11 protein-coding genes and 2 pseudogenes are annotated in these 15039 nt (G+C 37.1%); 11 read left to right on the top strand and 2 right to left on the bottom strand.

The window, feature by feature from the left end; genetic code table 11:
• Positions 1–12 precede the first annotated feature (12 nt).
• The 8 genes from LS684_RS10810 to LS684_RS10775 all read left to right on the top strand — a co-directional run bounded on the left by LS684_RS10810 (position 13) and on the right by LS684_RS10775 (position 9231).
• Positions 13–450 carry a MaoC/PaaZ C-terminal domain-containing protein gene (locus LS684_RS10810; RefSeq protein ID WP_233805927.1) on the top strand — a complete coding sequence of 146 codons (438 nt, stop codon included), beginning with the start codon at positions 13–15 and terminating at the stop codon, positions 448–450.
• Positions 451–453: 3 nt separating this feature from the next.
• Positions 454–1239, top strand: a complete 786-nt coding sequence (locus LS684_RS10805) for an enoyl-CoA hydratase/isomerase family protein (protein WP_233805926.1) — start codon at positions 454–456, stop codon at positions 1237–1239.
• 15 nt (positions 1240–1254) lie between these two features.
• Positions 1255–2829: an acyl-CoA carboxylase subunit beta gene (locus tag LS684_RS10800; RefSeq protein ID WP_233805925.1), complete on the top strand. Its 1575-nt coding sequence runs from the start codon at positions 1255–1257 to the stop codon at positions 2827–2829.
• Positions 2830–2916: 87 nt separating this feature from the next.
• Positions 2917–4473 carry an AMP-binding protein gene (locus LS684_RS10795; protein ID WP_233805924.1) on the top strand — a complete coding sequence of 519 codons (1557 nt, stop codon included), beginning with the start codon at positions 2917–2919 and terminating at the stop codon, positions 4471–4473.
• 695 nt (positions 4474–5168) lie between these two features.
• On the top strand, positions 5169–6734 hold the full coding sequence (locus LS684_RS10790; protein WP_233805923.1) for an AbgT family transporter: 1566 nt from the start codon (positions 5169–5171) through the stop codon (positions 6732–6734).
• A 113-nt stretch (positions 6735–6847) separates the two neighbouring features.
• Positions 6848–8047, top strand: coding sequence for a M20 family metallopeptidase (locus tag LS684_RS10785; protein ID WP_233805922.1), 1200 nt, complete (start codon positions 6848–6850; stop codon positions 8045–8047).
• Positions 8048–8171: 124 nt separating this feature from the next.
• Complete coding sequence (locus LS684_RS10780) at positions 8172–8378, top strand: hypothetical protein (protein ID WP_233805921.1); 207 nt, start codon at positions 8172–8174, stop codon at positions 8376–8378.
• A gap of 40 nt (positions 8379–8418) precedes the next feature.
• Positions 8419–9231 (top strand): alpha/beta fold hydrolase, encoded by an 813-nt coding sequence (locus LS684_RS10775; RefSeq protein WP_233805920.1) that lies wholly within the window; start codon positions 8419–8421, stop codon positions 9229–9231.
• A 167-nt stretch (positions 9232–9398) separates the two neighbouring features.
• On the opposite strand, the pseudogene LS684_RS10770 reads toward LS684_RS10775, so the two are convergent.
• Positions 9399–10464: pseudogene (locus LS684_RS10770) on the bottom strand (IS4 family transposase).
• Positions 10465–10973: 509 nt separating this feature from the next.
• On the opposite strand from LS684_RS10770, the gene LS684_RS10765 reads away from it, so the two are divergent.
• Positions 10974–12170 (top strand): hypothetical protein, encoded by a 1197-nt coding sequence (locus LS684_RS10765; protein ID WP_233805918.1) that lies wholly within the window; start codon positions 10974–10976, stop codon positions 12168–12170.
• A 506-nt stretch (positions 12171–12676) separates the two neighbouring features.
• Positions 12677–13243, top strand: coding sequence for a recombinase family protein (locus LS684_RS10760; RefSeq protein ID WP_233805916.1), 567 nt, complete (start codon positions 12677–12679; stop codon positions 13241–13243).
• Positions 13244–13313: 70 nt separating this feature from the next.
• Here LS684_RS10760 and LS684_RS10755 read toward each other — a convergent pair.
• Positions 13314–13553 (bottom strand): annotated as a pseudogene (locus LS684_RS10755) (recombinase family protein); the annotation flags it as partial.
• 646 nt (positions 13554–14199) lie between these two features.
• Between LS684_RS10755 and LS684_RS10750 the strand changes: the two are divergent.
• Positions 14200–14904 (top strand): class I SAM-dependent methyltransferase, encoded by a 705-nt coding sequence (locus LS684_RS10750; RefSeq protein ID WP_233805914.1) that lies wholly within the window; start codon positions 14200–14202, stop codon positions 14902–14904.
• The last annotated feature ends 135 nt before the right edge of the window (positions 14905–15039 follow it).

Raw genomic sequence — 15039 nt, 5'->3', positions numbered from 1 at the left:
AGAGGGAGCGAGATGTTTACAAAATACTTTGATGAATACGAGGTAGGGGAAAAATGGTCTTCACAAGGTCGTACCATCACAGAAACAGACATTGTTAACTTTGCTGGAATTAGCGGTGACTTTTATTCTCTTCATACCGATAAGGAGTATGCCGCAACAACTCCATTTGGAGAACGTATCGCTCATGGCATGCTGATTCTCTCAATTGGTACAGGGCTGATGGAGTTTTCAAAAGGAAAATTAGCTGCATTTTACGGAATCGAGCGCCTTCGATTTGTAAAACCAACATTTATCGGAGATACGATTCATGTAGAAATGATCGTAGATGACCTAGAAGACAAAGGAAATGGTACCGGTGTTTTAACGATAAAAGAACAGATTAAAAAGCAAAATGGGGATCAAGTAGCTGTTGCCATTGTTAAAATTTTGATGAATAAAAGAGGCGAATAAACGATGAATCAAGTTATTTCTTGGACGAAAGAAGATGGTGTGGCAACGCTGACAATTGATCATCCACCTGTAAATAGCATCAGCGAAGGGGTTGTTACAGGATTAAACCAGGCAATAGATGAGTTGTCAGCTGATCGAGATGTTCGAGTGGTCATTGTGACAGGAAGTGGAGACCACTATTTTGTAGCAGGTGGACATATTAAGGATTTTCCGAAATGGATAGGAAAAGGCGTTGAATCAGGGAAGGAAAGAGCTCATTGGATACAAGCCCCTTTTAATAAGCTTGCAAGCCTGGCGAAACCAACGATTGCAGCAATAAACGGGGTGGCCCTAGGCGGAGGCTGCGAACTAGCGCTTTGCTGTGATATGCGGATAGCGGAAGAGCATGCCATCCTTGGCTTGCCAGAAATTAAGCTAGGGCTATTTCCAGGGGCAGGTGGAACGCAGCGTTTACCTAGATTAATAGGCGATGGCAAAGCAAAGGAACTCATTTTTACTGGAAAGACATTATCTGCAGCTGAAGCAGAAATAATCGGGCTAGTAAACGAGGTCGTACCGAAAGGGAATTCTTTGGAAAAAGCAAAAGCTCTTGCATTCGAAATTGCCAATCACTCATTCCCATCTATTACTCGGATCAAGAAAGCGATGCAGGAGGGCTTAGAAACAACGCTTGAAGAAGGGTTGCAGATTGAAGCTAGCTATTTCAGTGAGGTTTTTCAAACAAACGATGTGAAAATAGGCGTAGAAGCATTTTTATTAAAAAAGAAACCAACCTTTCAGCATCATTAATAAGGAGGAGAGCGTATGTCTCGTGAGGAAAAGGTTTTACTAGAAGCAGATCGTATGTCTCGTGAGGAAAGGGTTTTACAAGAGGCAAATCGTATTAAGCAAGGAGGACCACAAGCCAACCATGAAAAGATCGAACAGATGGGAAAGCTGTTTGTTCGCGATCGATTAAAACTATACTTCGATCAAGAAAATCCAGCGTATGAAACAGGGTTATTTGCCAATGCATTAGATGAACGTCTTCCAGCAGATGGGGTAGTTGCTGGAGCGGGGAAAATCAATGATCGGCTTGTCTACTTTACGGCGAGTGATTTTACCGTTAAAGCAGGCTCAATTGGGAAAAAGCATGGGGAGAAAATTCTACGCTCCCAGCAAGCTGCCATTAAGGGAAAACGACCTATTTTATACTTAATTGATTCTTCAGGTGGAAGAATTGACGAATCTGGAGGCTACCACGTCGAAAAATATTCAGGCGGGAAGATTTTTTACAATCATAGCATCATGTCAGGGCGAATCCCACAAATCGGCGTCTTATATGGGCCATGCTTTGCAGGGACAGCGTATATGCCTGTATTCTGTGACTTTGTTATTATGATGAATGAGAAAGCCGGTATGGCCATTGCTTCTCCAAGAATGGTGGCGATGGCAACAGGTCAGAAAGTCGATATTGAAGAGCTTGGCGGAGCAAAAATGCATGCGCAAAAGAGTGGATCCGTAGATTTTGTTGTCGATAGTGAGGAAGAAGCAGCAGAACTCGTGAAAAAGCTCCTCACCTATCTACCTGATCACTTCGAAACCACACCAAAGAAAATGGAAGGGCGTCTTCCTGCTGGGAACTCTGATGATGTGGATAAAATTATTCCGCAGGAGCCGAATCAACCTTACGATGTACGAAAGCTGATTAATTGCGTCGTCGATGCTGATAGCTTCTTAGAGGTACAAAAGGACTACGCTAAAGAATTAGTCGTAGGCTTTGCCCGCTTAGATGGGCGGGTTGTCGGTATCGTGGCAAACCAGCCATGTGTAAAAGGTGGAGCGATTTTCCCAGAGTCAGCAGATAAAGGCGCCAATTTTGTTTGGACGTGTGATTCCTATAATATTCCGCTGTTATTCCTATGTGACACACCAGGGTTTATGGTGGGAACGAAGGTAGAACAGGAAGGGATTTTGAGAAGAGGGCGTAATTTTATTTATGCGAGCTCGGTAGCCAATGTACCGAAAATGTGTGTCGTCGTAAGAAAAGCCTATGGAGCAGGAATTTATGCCATGGCGGGACCAGCCTATGAACCGGACACAACCATTGCTTTACCATCCGCTGAAATTGCAATTATGGGTCCTGAAGCAGCAATTAATGCGGTCTATTATAACAAGATTCAAAGTGTGAAAGATCCAAAGGAAAAGGTAGAGCTCATTAAGCAGCTGCGCGATGAATACAAAGCTGGCTATGACATTTATAAACTAGCAGGTGATTTGGTTATTGATGACCTTATTGTTCCAAAAGACTTACGAAATGAATTAATTCAGCGCTATGAGGCTTTTGAAAATAAAGACTTTCCACTACCAAGCAAAAAGCATGGAACGATATTAAGTTAAAGGTGGTGATTGATATACGGAAATCGAATAATTTTGAAATCGATTACATCCGGTGATTATGAAAAAAATCGTATAGGGGGTAATGAGATGACAGATGTGACCATGTTAAACCGAGTAGCAGTAGGGGACATTTTACGAAGGTCTGCTAGTAAGAACCCACAAAAGACGGCGATCATTATTGGGGAAAAGAAAATTAGCTATGAGCAGCTAAATGAAGATAGCAATCGTTTCGCTAACTATTTAATCGAGTCCGGCCTTCAAAAAGGAGATACGGTTGCTACCATTTGCGGCAACTCATGGCAAATGATCGTCGCGATTTTTGGTATTGCTAAAGCAGGACTTGTATGGGTCCCAATCAATCCTGGTGTTTCATTTAATGAAAAGTGTTACATTCTCTCGGAAGTAAAAGCGAAAATACTCCTGTGTGATGAAGTGTTTTTACAAGGGAAAAAGGAAGAATATGAGAGCATGTGTCAAGAGCTTCTTTTAATTGGAGATGGAGTGGCACCTGCTGAGAAGTTCGAACATACGCTTGCACATCCTCATGCAAATGAACCAGAAGTGGAGCTCCATGATCGTGATATTGTACAAATCATGTTTACAAGCGGGACGACTGGAACTCCTAAAGGGGTAGTAATTAATCACCAAGCCGTCTTCATTGCAAGCCTTGCCAATGTAATAGAAGCAGGCATGAACAAAAACGATGTTGCCACCTTAATGATGCCAGTCTTTCACTGTGCTCAGCATACTTTAGTCACTTCATTCATCCACCTCGGTGCAACAATTGTCATTATACCTGGATTTGAACCAGAAGCGTTTATGAAAACGGTAGAAAAAGAGAAAATCACTTGGATGTTTGGTCTTCCCCTTATGTATCGAGCTTTTCTGTACCATCCATCCTTTCATAACTACAACTTAACTAGCCTTCGCTACTGCCTCTATGCCATGGCACCGATGGATAAGAACACGTTAGAAAAAGGAATCAACGAACTAACATGCGATTTTGCTTTAGGAACGGGTCAAACTGAAATGTATCCAGCAACAGCGGTATTTAAACCAGAAGATCAGCTGCGGAAGTCGGGTTCTTACTGGGGAACGCCGTCTCTCATAACAGATACATCCATCATGGGTGAAAACGGCAAGCTTCTAGGGAAAATGGAAGTAGGGGAAATCGTACATCGAGGTCCCAATGTAATGGTTGGCTATTTAAATAACGATGAAGAAACGGAAAGAATGAGAGAATATGGCTGGCACCATACTGGTGATCTCGGTTATTTTGACGAAGAGGGAATGCTTGTATTTGTGGATAGAAAAAAAGATATGATTAAAACAGGTGGAGAAAATGTTTCTTCTATTCATGTAGAGCAAGCTCTCGTCTCTCATCCGAAAGTATTAAATGCTGTCGTTATTGGACTTCCCCATGAGCGCTGGATTGAAGCAGTTACAGCATTTGTCTTATTAAAGCCAGGTGAATCGGCTACAAAAGAAGAAATCATTGCACATTGTAAAGAGAACCTAGGTTCATTCCAGGTTCCAAAAGAAGTCTTAATCGTTTCCGAGCTTCCAACCACCACTACTGGAAAAATTCAAAAGCACATTCTACGTAAAAATTATCAAGGGTTATATAGCAACCAACAAGTATAGAGAGAGAAAAAAGGACTGTGTTCGTTTGAACAGTTCTTTTTTTGCGTATTTGACCATTTCCCCTTGAAGCTAACGTAACGTGACGCTGTATATTTTGATTAACTTGATCCATATTCTAAAGGGGAAAACAGGATGATCATACCACATCAAATGATTCAAAAAGAAGGATCAATGCTCATTAAGCTAGCTATGGGATTGGAATTGTAGCTGAGAAAGGAATACAAATGGAGGAAAACATTTCTGTTGAATTGTGAAGAAATGGGGAATCACGTCTTTGAGATCGGGTCTACTACAAAAACATTGCGAATCATTTCTTTAAGAGCCAATTGAATAAGTGATTCATATAGTTATATTTATACACCCAAAAGAGCTAATTACTTACTTTAGCTCTTTTATTATTGTATTTACACCCCATATATTTAGGGTGTCAAAAGAAATAATTTCTCTAAAAATGAATAGCAATAATGAAACCGTTTTCTTTATATATTCTATTAAAATTCAACTGAAATATTATTTCAACAAAAGAAAAATCTAAATATAGTATAATTTTGTATTGCTATTACCAATGTACTGGTAGTATAATCATCTTTAAATTATCGAATATTCATAATTTGAAAAACAATTAAACTATTCATGGAGGTGTATTTTTAAAAACGAATTACTCGTTTCACATCATTTGAATTGGGGGGAGAATATTGAGTCAGCCAAATTTAGAACAAGGAAGCCAAAAACAAGTAAACCGGAAAAAAGGGTTTTTTAATCGATTTTTAGATTGGATCGAAGTAAACGGAAATAAATTACCTGATGTTCTGACATTATTCTTAATTTTTACGATTGTGATTCTCGCTGCTTCTTTTGTAGCTGGAAAGCTTGGCTGGAGTGCCATTAATCCCGCAACAAATGAAAAAATTGTAGCAGTCAATCTATTGAATAAAGAAGGAATTGTTCAAATCCTTACCGAAATGGTAAAGAACTTCATGAACTTCCCTCCTCTAGGACTTGTACTTGTAGTTATGCTAGGAGTGGGATTAGCTGAATCAACGGGTTTAGTATCTGCTTTTATGAGAAAGGTCGTCTTAGCATCTCCGCAAAAATTTATTCTTCCGATTATCATCTTTATTGGGATGGTTGGAAATGCGGCTGCCGATGCCGCACTAATTGTCTTACCTCCGATTGCAGCCTTAATCTTCCTTTCTGTGAAAAGGCATCCGATTGCAGGGTTAGTAGCAGCATATGCAGCTGTAGCAGGTGGGTTTAGTGCAAATATTATTCTAAACATGCTTGATGCATTAGTTGCAGGCTTTACCGAAACAAGCGCACAGATTGTTGATCCATCCTATAAAGCGAACCCAGCAATGAACTACTACTTCATGGTTGCTTCTACTTTTGTTTTGGTTCCTGTCGCTGTGTTTGTAACAACTAAGATTGTAGAACCTCGATTAGGAACTTATTCGCCATTAGCAGGAGCAATTGAACAAGCTGATAACAAGCTGTCAGATCTAGAAAAGCGCGGTCTTCGTTTTGCTGGAATTGCATTAGCTGCCTTTGTAGCGATTCTATTATTTATGACTATACCTGAAAATGCCATTCTTCGTCATCCTGAAACAGGTTCATTGATTGTTTCTCCATTTATGAATTCTCTTGTCCCGATTATGTTTCTGGCATTCTTTATCCCGGCACTTGCATTTGGGATTGGGGCAAAGGTCATTAAATCGGATAAGGATGTTGCCGAGCATTTAACAAAGGCGATGTCCGGTATGGGATACTATATTGTATTAGCATTTATCGCTGCGCAAATGATTACATATTTTACATGGAGTAATCTTGGTTCATTAATAGCGATTAAAGGAGCTGACCTTTTACAGGATTTAGGCTTCACAGGATTACCTCTATTAATCTCTTTTATCCTATTTTCTGCCTTAGTAAATCTATTGATTGCAAGCTCATCAGCGAAATGGGCGATTTTAGGACCTGTTTTCGTTCCGATGTTTATGTTATTAGGCTATAGCCCGGCTTTTACACAAATGGCTTATCGCATTGGAGATTCCATTACAAATACCATTACTCCAATGCTTGCGTATTTTGCCATCGTATTAACATTTGCGAAAAAATACGACCCAAAAATGGGAGTAGGAACCTTAATTTCTGCGCTTCTACCATATACAATTGCCTTCTCCATTATGTGGATTCTGTTATTCTCAGCTTGGTACTTCCTAGGTCTACCATTAGGTCCTGGTGAATATATTCATTTAGAAAAGTAAGGATGATTACGATTAAGAGCAACTTGATCACAATAGAGATTGTGTGAACGAGTTGCAATAAACGATAATCAATATAAGAGCTAAATTGATTTCAACTATAGGGAGTGGGAAGCATGAATCAACTATACAAGTTATTAGAAGAACATTATGAAGAAATGGTCGAAATTCGACGTCACTTACATGAAAATCCAGAACTATCATTTGAAGAGGTAGAAACACCCAAATATATCGCAGCATACCATGAAAAGCTAGGCCATGAGGTTCGAACTGAAGTGGGTGGACGAGGTGTTGTGGCAACATTAAAGGGGGGAAAACCAGGTAAGACGGTTGCATTACGAGCTGATTTCGATGCCCTTCCCATTCATGAGGAAGCAAATGTACCTTTTAAATCAAAAGTGGATGGTGTAATGCATGCATGTGGACACGATGGACACACAGCAACATTACTTGTTCTTGCCAAAGTATTGAATATGATGAAGGACGACCTTGAAGGATCTGTCGTCTTTATCCATCAACATGCTGAAGAATATGCCCCTGGAGGAGCAATTGCGATGGTGGAGGACGGTTGCTTAGATGGGGTAGACGTCATCTTTGGCACCCATTTGTGGGCAACCGAGCCTGTTGGGAAAATTGGTTACCGATCAGGTCCAGTGATGGCTGCGGCTGATCGTTTTGAGATTAAGATTCAAGGAAAAGGTGGCCATGGGGCAATGCCTCATCTAACAAAGGATGCGGTGGTCATTGGGGCACAGCTTGTCTCCAACTTACAACAAATTGTAAGCCGTAGGGTGGATCCATTAGAGTCAGCTGTATTATCCATCGGTTCCTTCGAAGCTAAGAATGCATTCAATGTCATTTCAGATACGGCAAAACTAATAGGAACCGTCCGAACATTTAATGAAGATATTCGAGACCTCGTGGAAAAAGAAATGGAACGAGTAATAAAAGGTACGTGCCTAACTTCAGATGCCTCATATGAATATGCGTTCCATCGCGGCTATCCAGCTGTCGTGAACCACGAGAAAGAAACGGAATTTGTCGTCAATTTGGCTAAGGATGTTCCTGGAGTGGAAGAGGTATATGAATCAGCACCGGTAATGGGCGGAGAAGATTTTGCCTACTACCTTCAGCATGTAAAAGGAACATTCTTCTTCACAGGTGCAGGTGATCCGAGCTGGGAGGTCACATATCCTCACCACCATCCTAAATTTATGATTGATGAACGTAGTCTTTTAGTAGCAGCTAATACATTAGGAGCAGCTACACTTCAATATTTATCACAAGAAGTTTCAGAGGCGAAAGCCACAATATAATCAAAAAAGCGGACGATTCTCAATCGTTCGCTTTTTTGCCATTCATTTCGAAGATTGTGGTATAATTTTACATATGATAGGATCACTAAAGCAAGATTTATATGGTATATAAAGGAGGTCTAACATGATTAAATCATTGAAATGGCCATTCATCGTTTCTATACTTGTCGCTATTGGCTTCATCAATCACTCATTTTCTTATATTGAATTTACCGGAAGCGAACAATTTTTGTTTAATCGCATGCTATTCTACTTTATTATGATCTTTTCCATCTTTAACGCGGGTATGCTGACCCAAAAGTACGTTGATTCAAGGAAGAAGAGGGAATAAAAAATATATTTCTTACGTTGGAAAAAGGGGTGCTCAAACAATGAAAAGTGTTATTCATTATACGACCGAAGGAGATCAATCAAATCATCCACTTATTTTTATCCATGGATTATGTTGGACAAATAAAATCTGGGATTCTATTATTGACGACTTAAAAGAAGCTTTTTATTTAGTATTAATAGACTTACCTGGTCATGGAAAAAGCGGGAAATTAACTGACTATTCTTTTAAGGAAGTTTCTGAAGAAATTAATCAATTACTCTTATCTTTGAATTTACCTGATAAAGTAAGTATAGTAGGGAGTTCAATAGGTGCCTCAATAGGACTTGTCTACTCTTCTATTTATAATAATGTTAAAAATTTATATTTAGTAGATGGGGGCTATTATCCATTAAGTGAAACAAAAAATCTATCTTGGTCAGATATTGAAAATGGAAGTTTACCCGCTTCCATTTTTGAAAGTCAATCAAATTTTATTGAATTTATGAAAGGTGATAACCCTTCTTTATGGAACGACTCTATTGAGCGAGCTGTATTAGACCAGATTACCTGGAATAATGATGAAAAAAAATATCAATTTTTAATAAGTGATGAAGAACAGATAAAATATATGAAATCAGAATGGGAATTGGTTCCAGAATTGACTTTGAACCAAATATCAAAATCAGTAAAAATTATTCTAATGGTTGCATTAAATGAAAGTACAGACACGGACTTATCTATGGAATATGCATCTCGAATGAAGAGAATTCACCCGAATACAAAGCTGGTTGTCTTTGAAGATACTGATCATTTGATCATGCTTGATGCAAAGAAGAGATTCACTGATGAAATTTTGAAGTTAGATTGTTAAGGTATTAATAATAAACTTATTTCACTAGCGTCGCATAAGTATTGATGGAATTTTCAGTTTTTATATATATTCATTTTTGCGTAAATAGAAAGATGACTAAGCAAAGGTAATAAACATCCATAATTTTACTATAATTTGTGGCGAGTGCGACAAAGACAGTGAAAGGCTTACGGGACGTTGTTTGTCCCTATTTTCCTCAACCAAATATGTGCTGGCTTCCATAAAGCTGCTTTCAAATAACGACTGATTTGTAAGTACGATCGCTTACTTTCCGTGTTTAGTTGAGCGAGTACATTCAAGCAATACACGATCATCGTTATATATACTTGGTTATGTACAGCTTGTTCACTTTTGCCAAATAATCTTTTGATATTCAAATGTTGTTTCATCCATTTGAAAAACAGTTCAATGGCCCACCTTGATTTGTAAAGTTCAGCGATTTCATCCGCACTTAAATCAAAACGATTGGTTATTAAGTGTAGCTCGTTTCCTTTAGAATCCAACACTTTTATCAAACGGAAAACATTCTCAGTTCGATTTCGTGTCGTTCCAATGACGACCATTTCATCCGATAGAAACTCAGAACCTTCAGGTAAAGAGAATGTTTCATGACTACGTACCACAGCATTTTTTTCACAAACGTGAAACAAAGAAATAGCCTTCGTCTGTCATGCGATTGAATCGTTCATAATCCAAGTATCGACGGTCAAACACATACATGTATTCTTTATCATTGACCAGTATCTCAAGCTTGCCTCGGTCATGTTCGTTCGCATTCGTAAGCACAGATTGATCTGGATAGGAATGACCTTTTTCCATAAACACTAGGCGTAGATGGAGCTTCACATCCGATTTTGTTTTGCGGAATTTGGACCACTTATGGTTGTTCAAGTTCAATGGTAATGTACTTGAATCAATGATTTTGAGAGGTGTTGTCATTTTTCTTCTCGCTTGGAAATCCGTCTTTGTGTGAATTTGCGTCACTAAATTAAGAAAAATGGTTTGGAAAAACTCCGTTGGAACCTGATTTAATCGTCTACCTAGTTGAGAGAAACGAATTGACTTGAGTTTGGTTGCGTCCTGTAATTCTTCTGAAAACACGTAATCACATAACGCAAGCAAGCTCTCCGTTTCATGGAGTTGTGCATACAGTAATAATTTCAAAAACGAAGTCATACGCAGCTTCTTCGTATAGTAATTTAGTTGATAGTTTTTCACTTGTTCCTCAAACAGTTTTAGATTTAAAAATTACTTCTCAATACATGCCGAAGTATACCGCAACGGTAGAAGGGCATATTTTAAATGTTTCTGGATATGATACCAGACAAGGTCCTACAAAAGTTAGATTAACAGATCCTTTTGATCAGGGGAATCGAGGAGTAACACTAGGAAATGTATGGCATCCTTACCAAGGAGTTTATAATGCTAATAATGCCCATTTTAGAAAAGCGATGATTTGGTAATAAATTTGACCCGTCTTGTTTTGTACAATTGAAAAATTCATAGTTGTGCAGCAGGTAATACAGTGAATTTCAACTTGACATGGAGCCCCTGTGGGCAAGACTAACAAGCCCAAAGTCAGCAGTATCAATGGCTATCTGTGCCCAACAAATCTATAATACCCACCTCTCCATGAAAAGTTGGACTACGCCAAATTCTCTGCAACATTGTTTACGTTTATTTTAGAAAAAAACCCGTCTATTTGAGCGATAGACGGGTTTTCCTAAAACGGAGATGATCGAATGAAACAACAAACAATTAAAACATCCTTTTACATACTCACTTGTATATTTTTAATTTCTATTTTAGTTTCCTGTAATGCTGTTCAAGGTGAAAAAAATGAAAAAACCACTAAAGTAATAGAAAACAAATCTCACTCTAATAAAAATGATAATAGTATTGAAAGTAAAAATAGTAAAACTAATAGTAATAATAATTATAAAATGGGCTTCGAATCAAATTTGAATTATGATATTAGTGAAGAAACCTATAAAATGAATCCTATAAAATGGACTCCTGAAACTTTAATTGCTCCTTATTATATAGATGATGATATTATAATTTTCATTGAAGATTTAAATGGAAAAGATAATATTATAGAGTTTTCTAGAGCAAGTAAGGAATGGAATGTATTATATGAAACTTTAGGAATTGGAAATTTAACGGGATCTAACGGAAAGATTTTTTGGACAGAATACGATACAAGAAACATTTCAGAAGTAAATTGGACAATAAAATCATACGATATTGTGAAGAAGGAATATAAAGAAATTCGTAAGGGTGGGAGTTTTAAAGGGACACCTACGCCGACACTTAGAATCTATAATGACTCCTTAAACTGGATAGAATATACTACCAACAATTCGAAAGTAACTTCCCAACTCATTGAATATAATATTGAAAAAAATGAAACGAACATAATTGCGAATGCAAGCTTAGATGAATCAAAAGAACGCAATGGAGAATATTTTTATTTACAAAATGGGGCTCAAAACGGAATTTTATTATATAAAACACTCTTTAATAACGGGACAAAATCCTTTGATATTAGCTTATATAACGAGGAATCAAAGCCTATAAGTTATATTAAATCAGATAGAATTTTAGATTTTACAATAAATGAGAACTTTTTTGTCTATACTGGAGAAGGATATTTAAAAGCAAATAATTTAATCTCTAAAGAGGAAATAACGTATAATGCTTCTAGTATGCGACTAACAGTAGATTCTCCTATTCTGTTTGATAACCACTATATTATCTTTCGTTTTGCAATGAACGAAATTTATATAGGGGATCTTATGGAAAAAAAATATGCTCCTATAACGAATAGCCCACTTATAGTATCGAAACCAATCTTAAGTAATGGATATATAGGATTTGCTACGATTGATAATCAAGATCTTACTACCTTTCATGTATTGAATATTAAAGACAAATAATACTAACAATAGGGGTATCGTAGAACCAGTCAGAAATGCAACCGTTTTGAGAAGCGACATGGTGCTGGACGAAATGGTTGTACTTTTGATCAAACTTTTTTATAAAATCCAAGTCTAAATCTGTTGAAAAATATCCATTTTGATCAATCTCTTTTTCAAAATGGATTCTTTTAATTTATCGTAAAATATGGGTTTACGAGGAATTTTAATCAAACTTTATTCCAAGGCAACAATTTTCTCCAATCTCATTATCGATTTAAACATGTCCTTATTTCGGAGGCTTATTCAATTAAGCCTCCGATTGTTGAATTACTTATCTCCCAGTGTTAATACATGCTATTACCAAAAACCAGTGTTTTTGCAATGTCCCCCCATCGCTATGTTGTCCTTTGATTTTATTAAGGTTAACAGTTACCAAAAATAATTACCAAAAGTATTACCAAATACCTTTACAATAATTGCACCTCTAGTAAAATAAAAATATACAAGTTTATTGGAGGTTACAAATGATAATCGGTTATGCTCGTGTGTCTACTCTTGACCAAAATTTAGATCGGCAAATTGGTATGCTTCATGAATATGGTTGTGAAAAAATAGTTAAGGAGAAATTTACTGGTACAGTTAAAGATCGAAAGGGACTTCATCAACTTTTTGATGTTATCCATAAAGGCGATACAGTTGTAGTGGAGAGCATTTCCCGTTTAGGACGTAAAACATTGGATATCATCAACATTATTCAACAGTTAGAAGAGATGGGGGTGCAATTCATTTCTTTAAAAGAAAATATGGATACAAGATCCTCTACAGGTAAAGCCATGTTTCAAATGATGTGTGTCATTGCTGAATTAGAGAGGAACCTTATTGCTGAAAGGGTAAAGGAAGGACTTGAAGCAAGTAAAAGACGTGGGAAAACATTAGGTAGACCCAAGTTGGATAAAGAAAAGCTTGCTGTTGCGTTACGGATGTATGATAGTGAAGAATATTCCATAAAGGAGATAGTCTCAGCAACTGGAATATCTCAAGGTTCTTTATATAGAGCAATCAATAGAAGAAAACTTGAAGAAATAAAATAATAGGGCGCGTTTTATTAATTCTCCAATATTACTTTGCGGTCTACAGCAGGAACCCTGTCACTAAGCCACTAAGTTGTTCAACTAACTGGAGCAACTGTACAGTGTTTCGACCAAGACGATCCATTCTAGTCACTACTAAGGTATCACCTGTAGTAATCTAGGAAAGGAGTTCTTCCAATTGTTGCTTCTGTTTAGAAATACCACAGATTTTTTCCTTTACAATTTCGTCTACTCCAAATTTTGTGAGTTGGTCAATTTGAGTATCAAGGTTTTGGTCTTGTGTACTTACACGGGCATATCCATAGATCATATTTTTGTCCTCTTTAACATGTATTTTTGATAGGTGTTATCGAGAGTCTATCAAGCTAATATTATCAAGGAGCTAAAATATTGTCCTTTATTTTAGATTTGGGTAGGTTACTACCACCAAACCATTATAAAGGCTATTTTTATGGAAAAGTTTATTAACTGAAAATTAAAATTAATTATTCATGTTGAATTATTTTAATGCGACACTAGTGAACTTTTTTATATCTATATTTGGAATCATCATAATTCAAATCGTCTTATTAATTGGGGAGATTTAATAGACGAAAGAACATAGTTCTAAAGAGAGTAGATAAAATAACAGAGCCAAAGTACGTAGTTGTCTCTAAGCAGTCTACTATTACAAAATAGTGACAACTATGACAGAATTTAAGAATTCTGGATAATCACGCTCATCCGGACCCCATTTAGGATGTACAGTAGTTCGATAAAGTAGGTGGGTAATGGTTTAGTATACAAAATCGATTAATCGTAATCTCTGGTCAAAGCAAGGTGGTTATATGCTGAGATAGTAACGCTTCTAGGAATTGAACATTGACGAAGTAATTTAATCGTAATCCCACTGTAACCATTCCTTTTTCGCAATTTTGTAAACTATTAGTAGCTATTCATTTTTAGGGGGATTGGGGATGGACAAAAGAATTCTAAATTACGATGACTTACTGCAAATGCTAGATGATTTATTGAGGGATCCTAAAGAATTTTGGGACGATTTCTATCTGGACAGAACCAAAGAGGTACCTTTTTTCAAAAATATGAATCCAGATGAAAATCTAGTAGCTTACTTCGAGAACGACTTTTCTCCGAAGAAGGTACTAGAGCTAGGCTGTGGGCCAGGAAGAAATGCGATCTATATGGCTAAACATGGCTGTCAAGTAGACGCATTAGATATATCAGAAAATGCAATTAATTGGGCTAAAGAAAGAGCATACGAGCAAAATGTTCACATTCAATTTCACTGTCAATCCATGTTTGATTTCGTATTTGAACCACAATCATATGATTTTATCTATGATTGTGGCTTGTTTCATCACTTACCACCTCATAGGCGTCTAACTTATATCGCATTTCTAAAAAAAGCATTACAAAAAGACGGTTACTTTGGGCTTGTTTGCTTTAATGAGGATGGTGCCGATTATACACCTGATTGGGAAATCTACAAAAACAGAAGTCTAAATGGGGGAATTGGATATAACGAGGAAAGGCTCAAGGAGATCTTTCATAACGTTTTCGATATACTGGAATTTAGAAAAATGAATAGGACTAGCTTCGATGCCCAAACCTTTGGAGAAGATTTTCTTTGGGTGAGTTTAATGCGATTGATTGAGAAGTAGTTCACGAATTATTTATATCTATCTTTTTCAACTGAATCTGTCTTACACTTCAGTAATAAATGCTCCTAGCAATAAAGGAGCATTTTTCATTCATCTATTTTCTTGACGGAATTTCTCTCGTATCATAAAATGAAA

It is taken from the genome of Cytobacillus spongiae, from assembly GCF_021390075.1.
Note: the sequence above shows the minus strand (reverse complement) of the source record. Positions and strands in the feature narration are given on the sequence as shown.

Coding starts and splice junctions, on each gene's coding strand:
- LS684_RS10810 (WP_233805927.1), top strand. CDS start 13: ATGTTTACAAAATACTTTGATGAATACGAGGTAGGGGAAAAATGGTCT.
- LS684_RS10805 (WP_233805926.1), top strand. CDS start 454: ATGAATCAAGTTATTTCTTGGACGAAAGAAGATGGTGTGGCAACGCTG.
- LS684_RS10800 (WP_233805925.1), top strand. CDS start 1,255: ATGTCTCGTGAGGAAAAGGTTTTACTAGAAGCAGATCGTATGTCTCGT.
- LS684_RS10795 (WP_233805924.1), top strand. CDS start 2,917: ATGACAGATGTGACCATGTTAAACCGAGTAGCAGTAGGGGACATTTTA.
- LS684_RS10785 (WP_233805922.1), top strand. CDS start 6,848: ATGAATCAACTATACAAGTTATTAGAAGAACATTATGAAGAAATGGTC.
- LS684_RS10780 (WP_233805921.1), top strand. CDS start 8,172: ATGATTAAATCATTGAAATGGCCATTCATCGTTTCTATACTTGTCGCT.
- LS684_RS10775 (WP_233805920.1), top strand. CDS start 8,419: ATGAAAAGTGTTATTCATTATACGACCGAAGGAGATCAATCAAATCAT.
- LS684_RS10765 (WP_233805918.1), top strand. CDS start 10,974: ATGAAACAACAAACAATTAAAACATCCTTTTACATACTCACTTGTATA.
- LS684_RS10760 (WP_233805916.1), top strand. CDS start 12,677: ATGATAATCGGTTATGCTCGTGTGTCTACTCTTGACCAAAATTTAGAT.
- LS684_RS10750 (WP_233805914.1), top strand. CDS start 14,200: ATGGACAAAAGAATTCTAAATTACGATGACTTACTGCAAATGCTAGAT.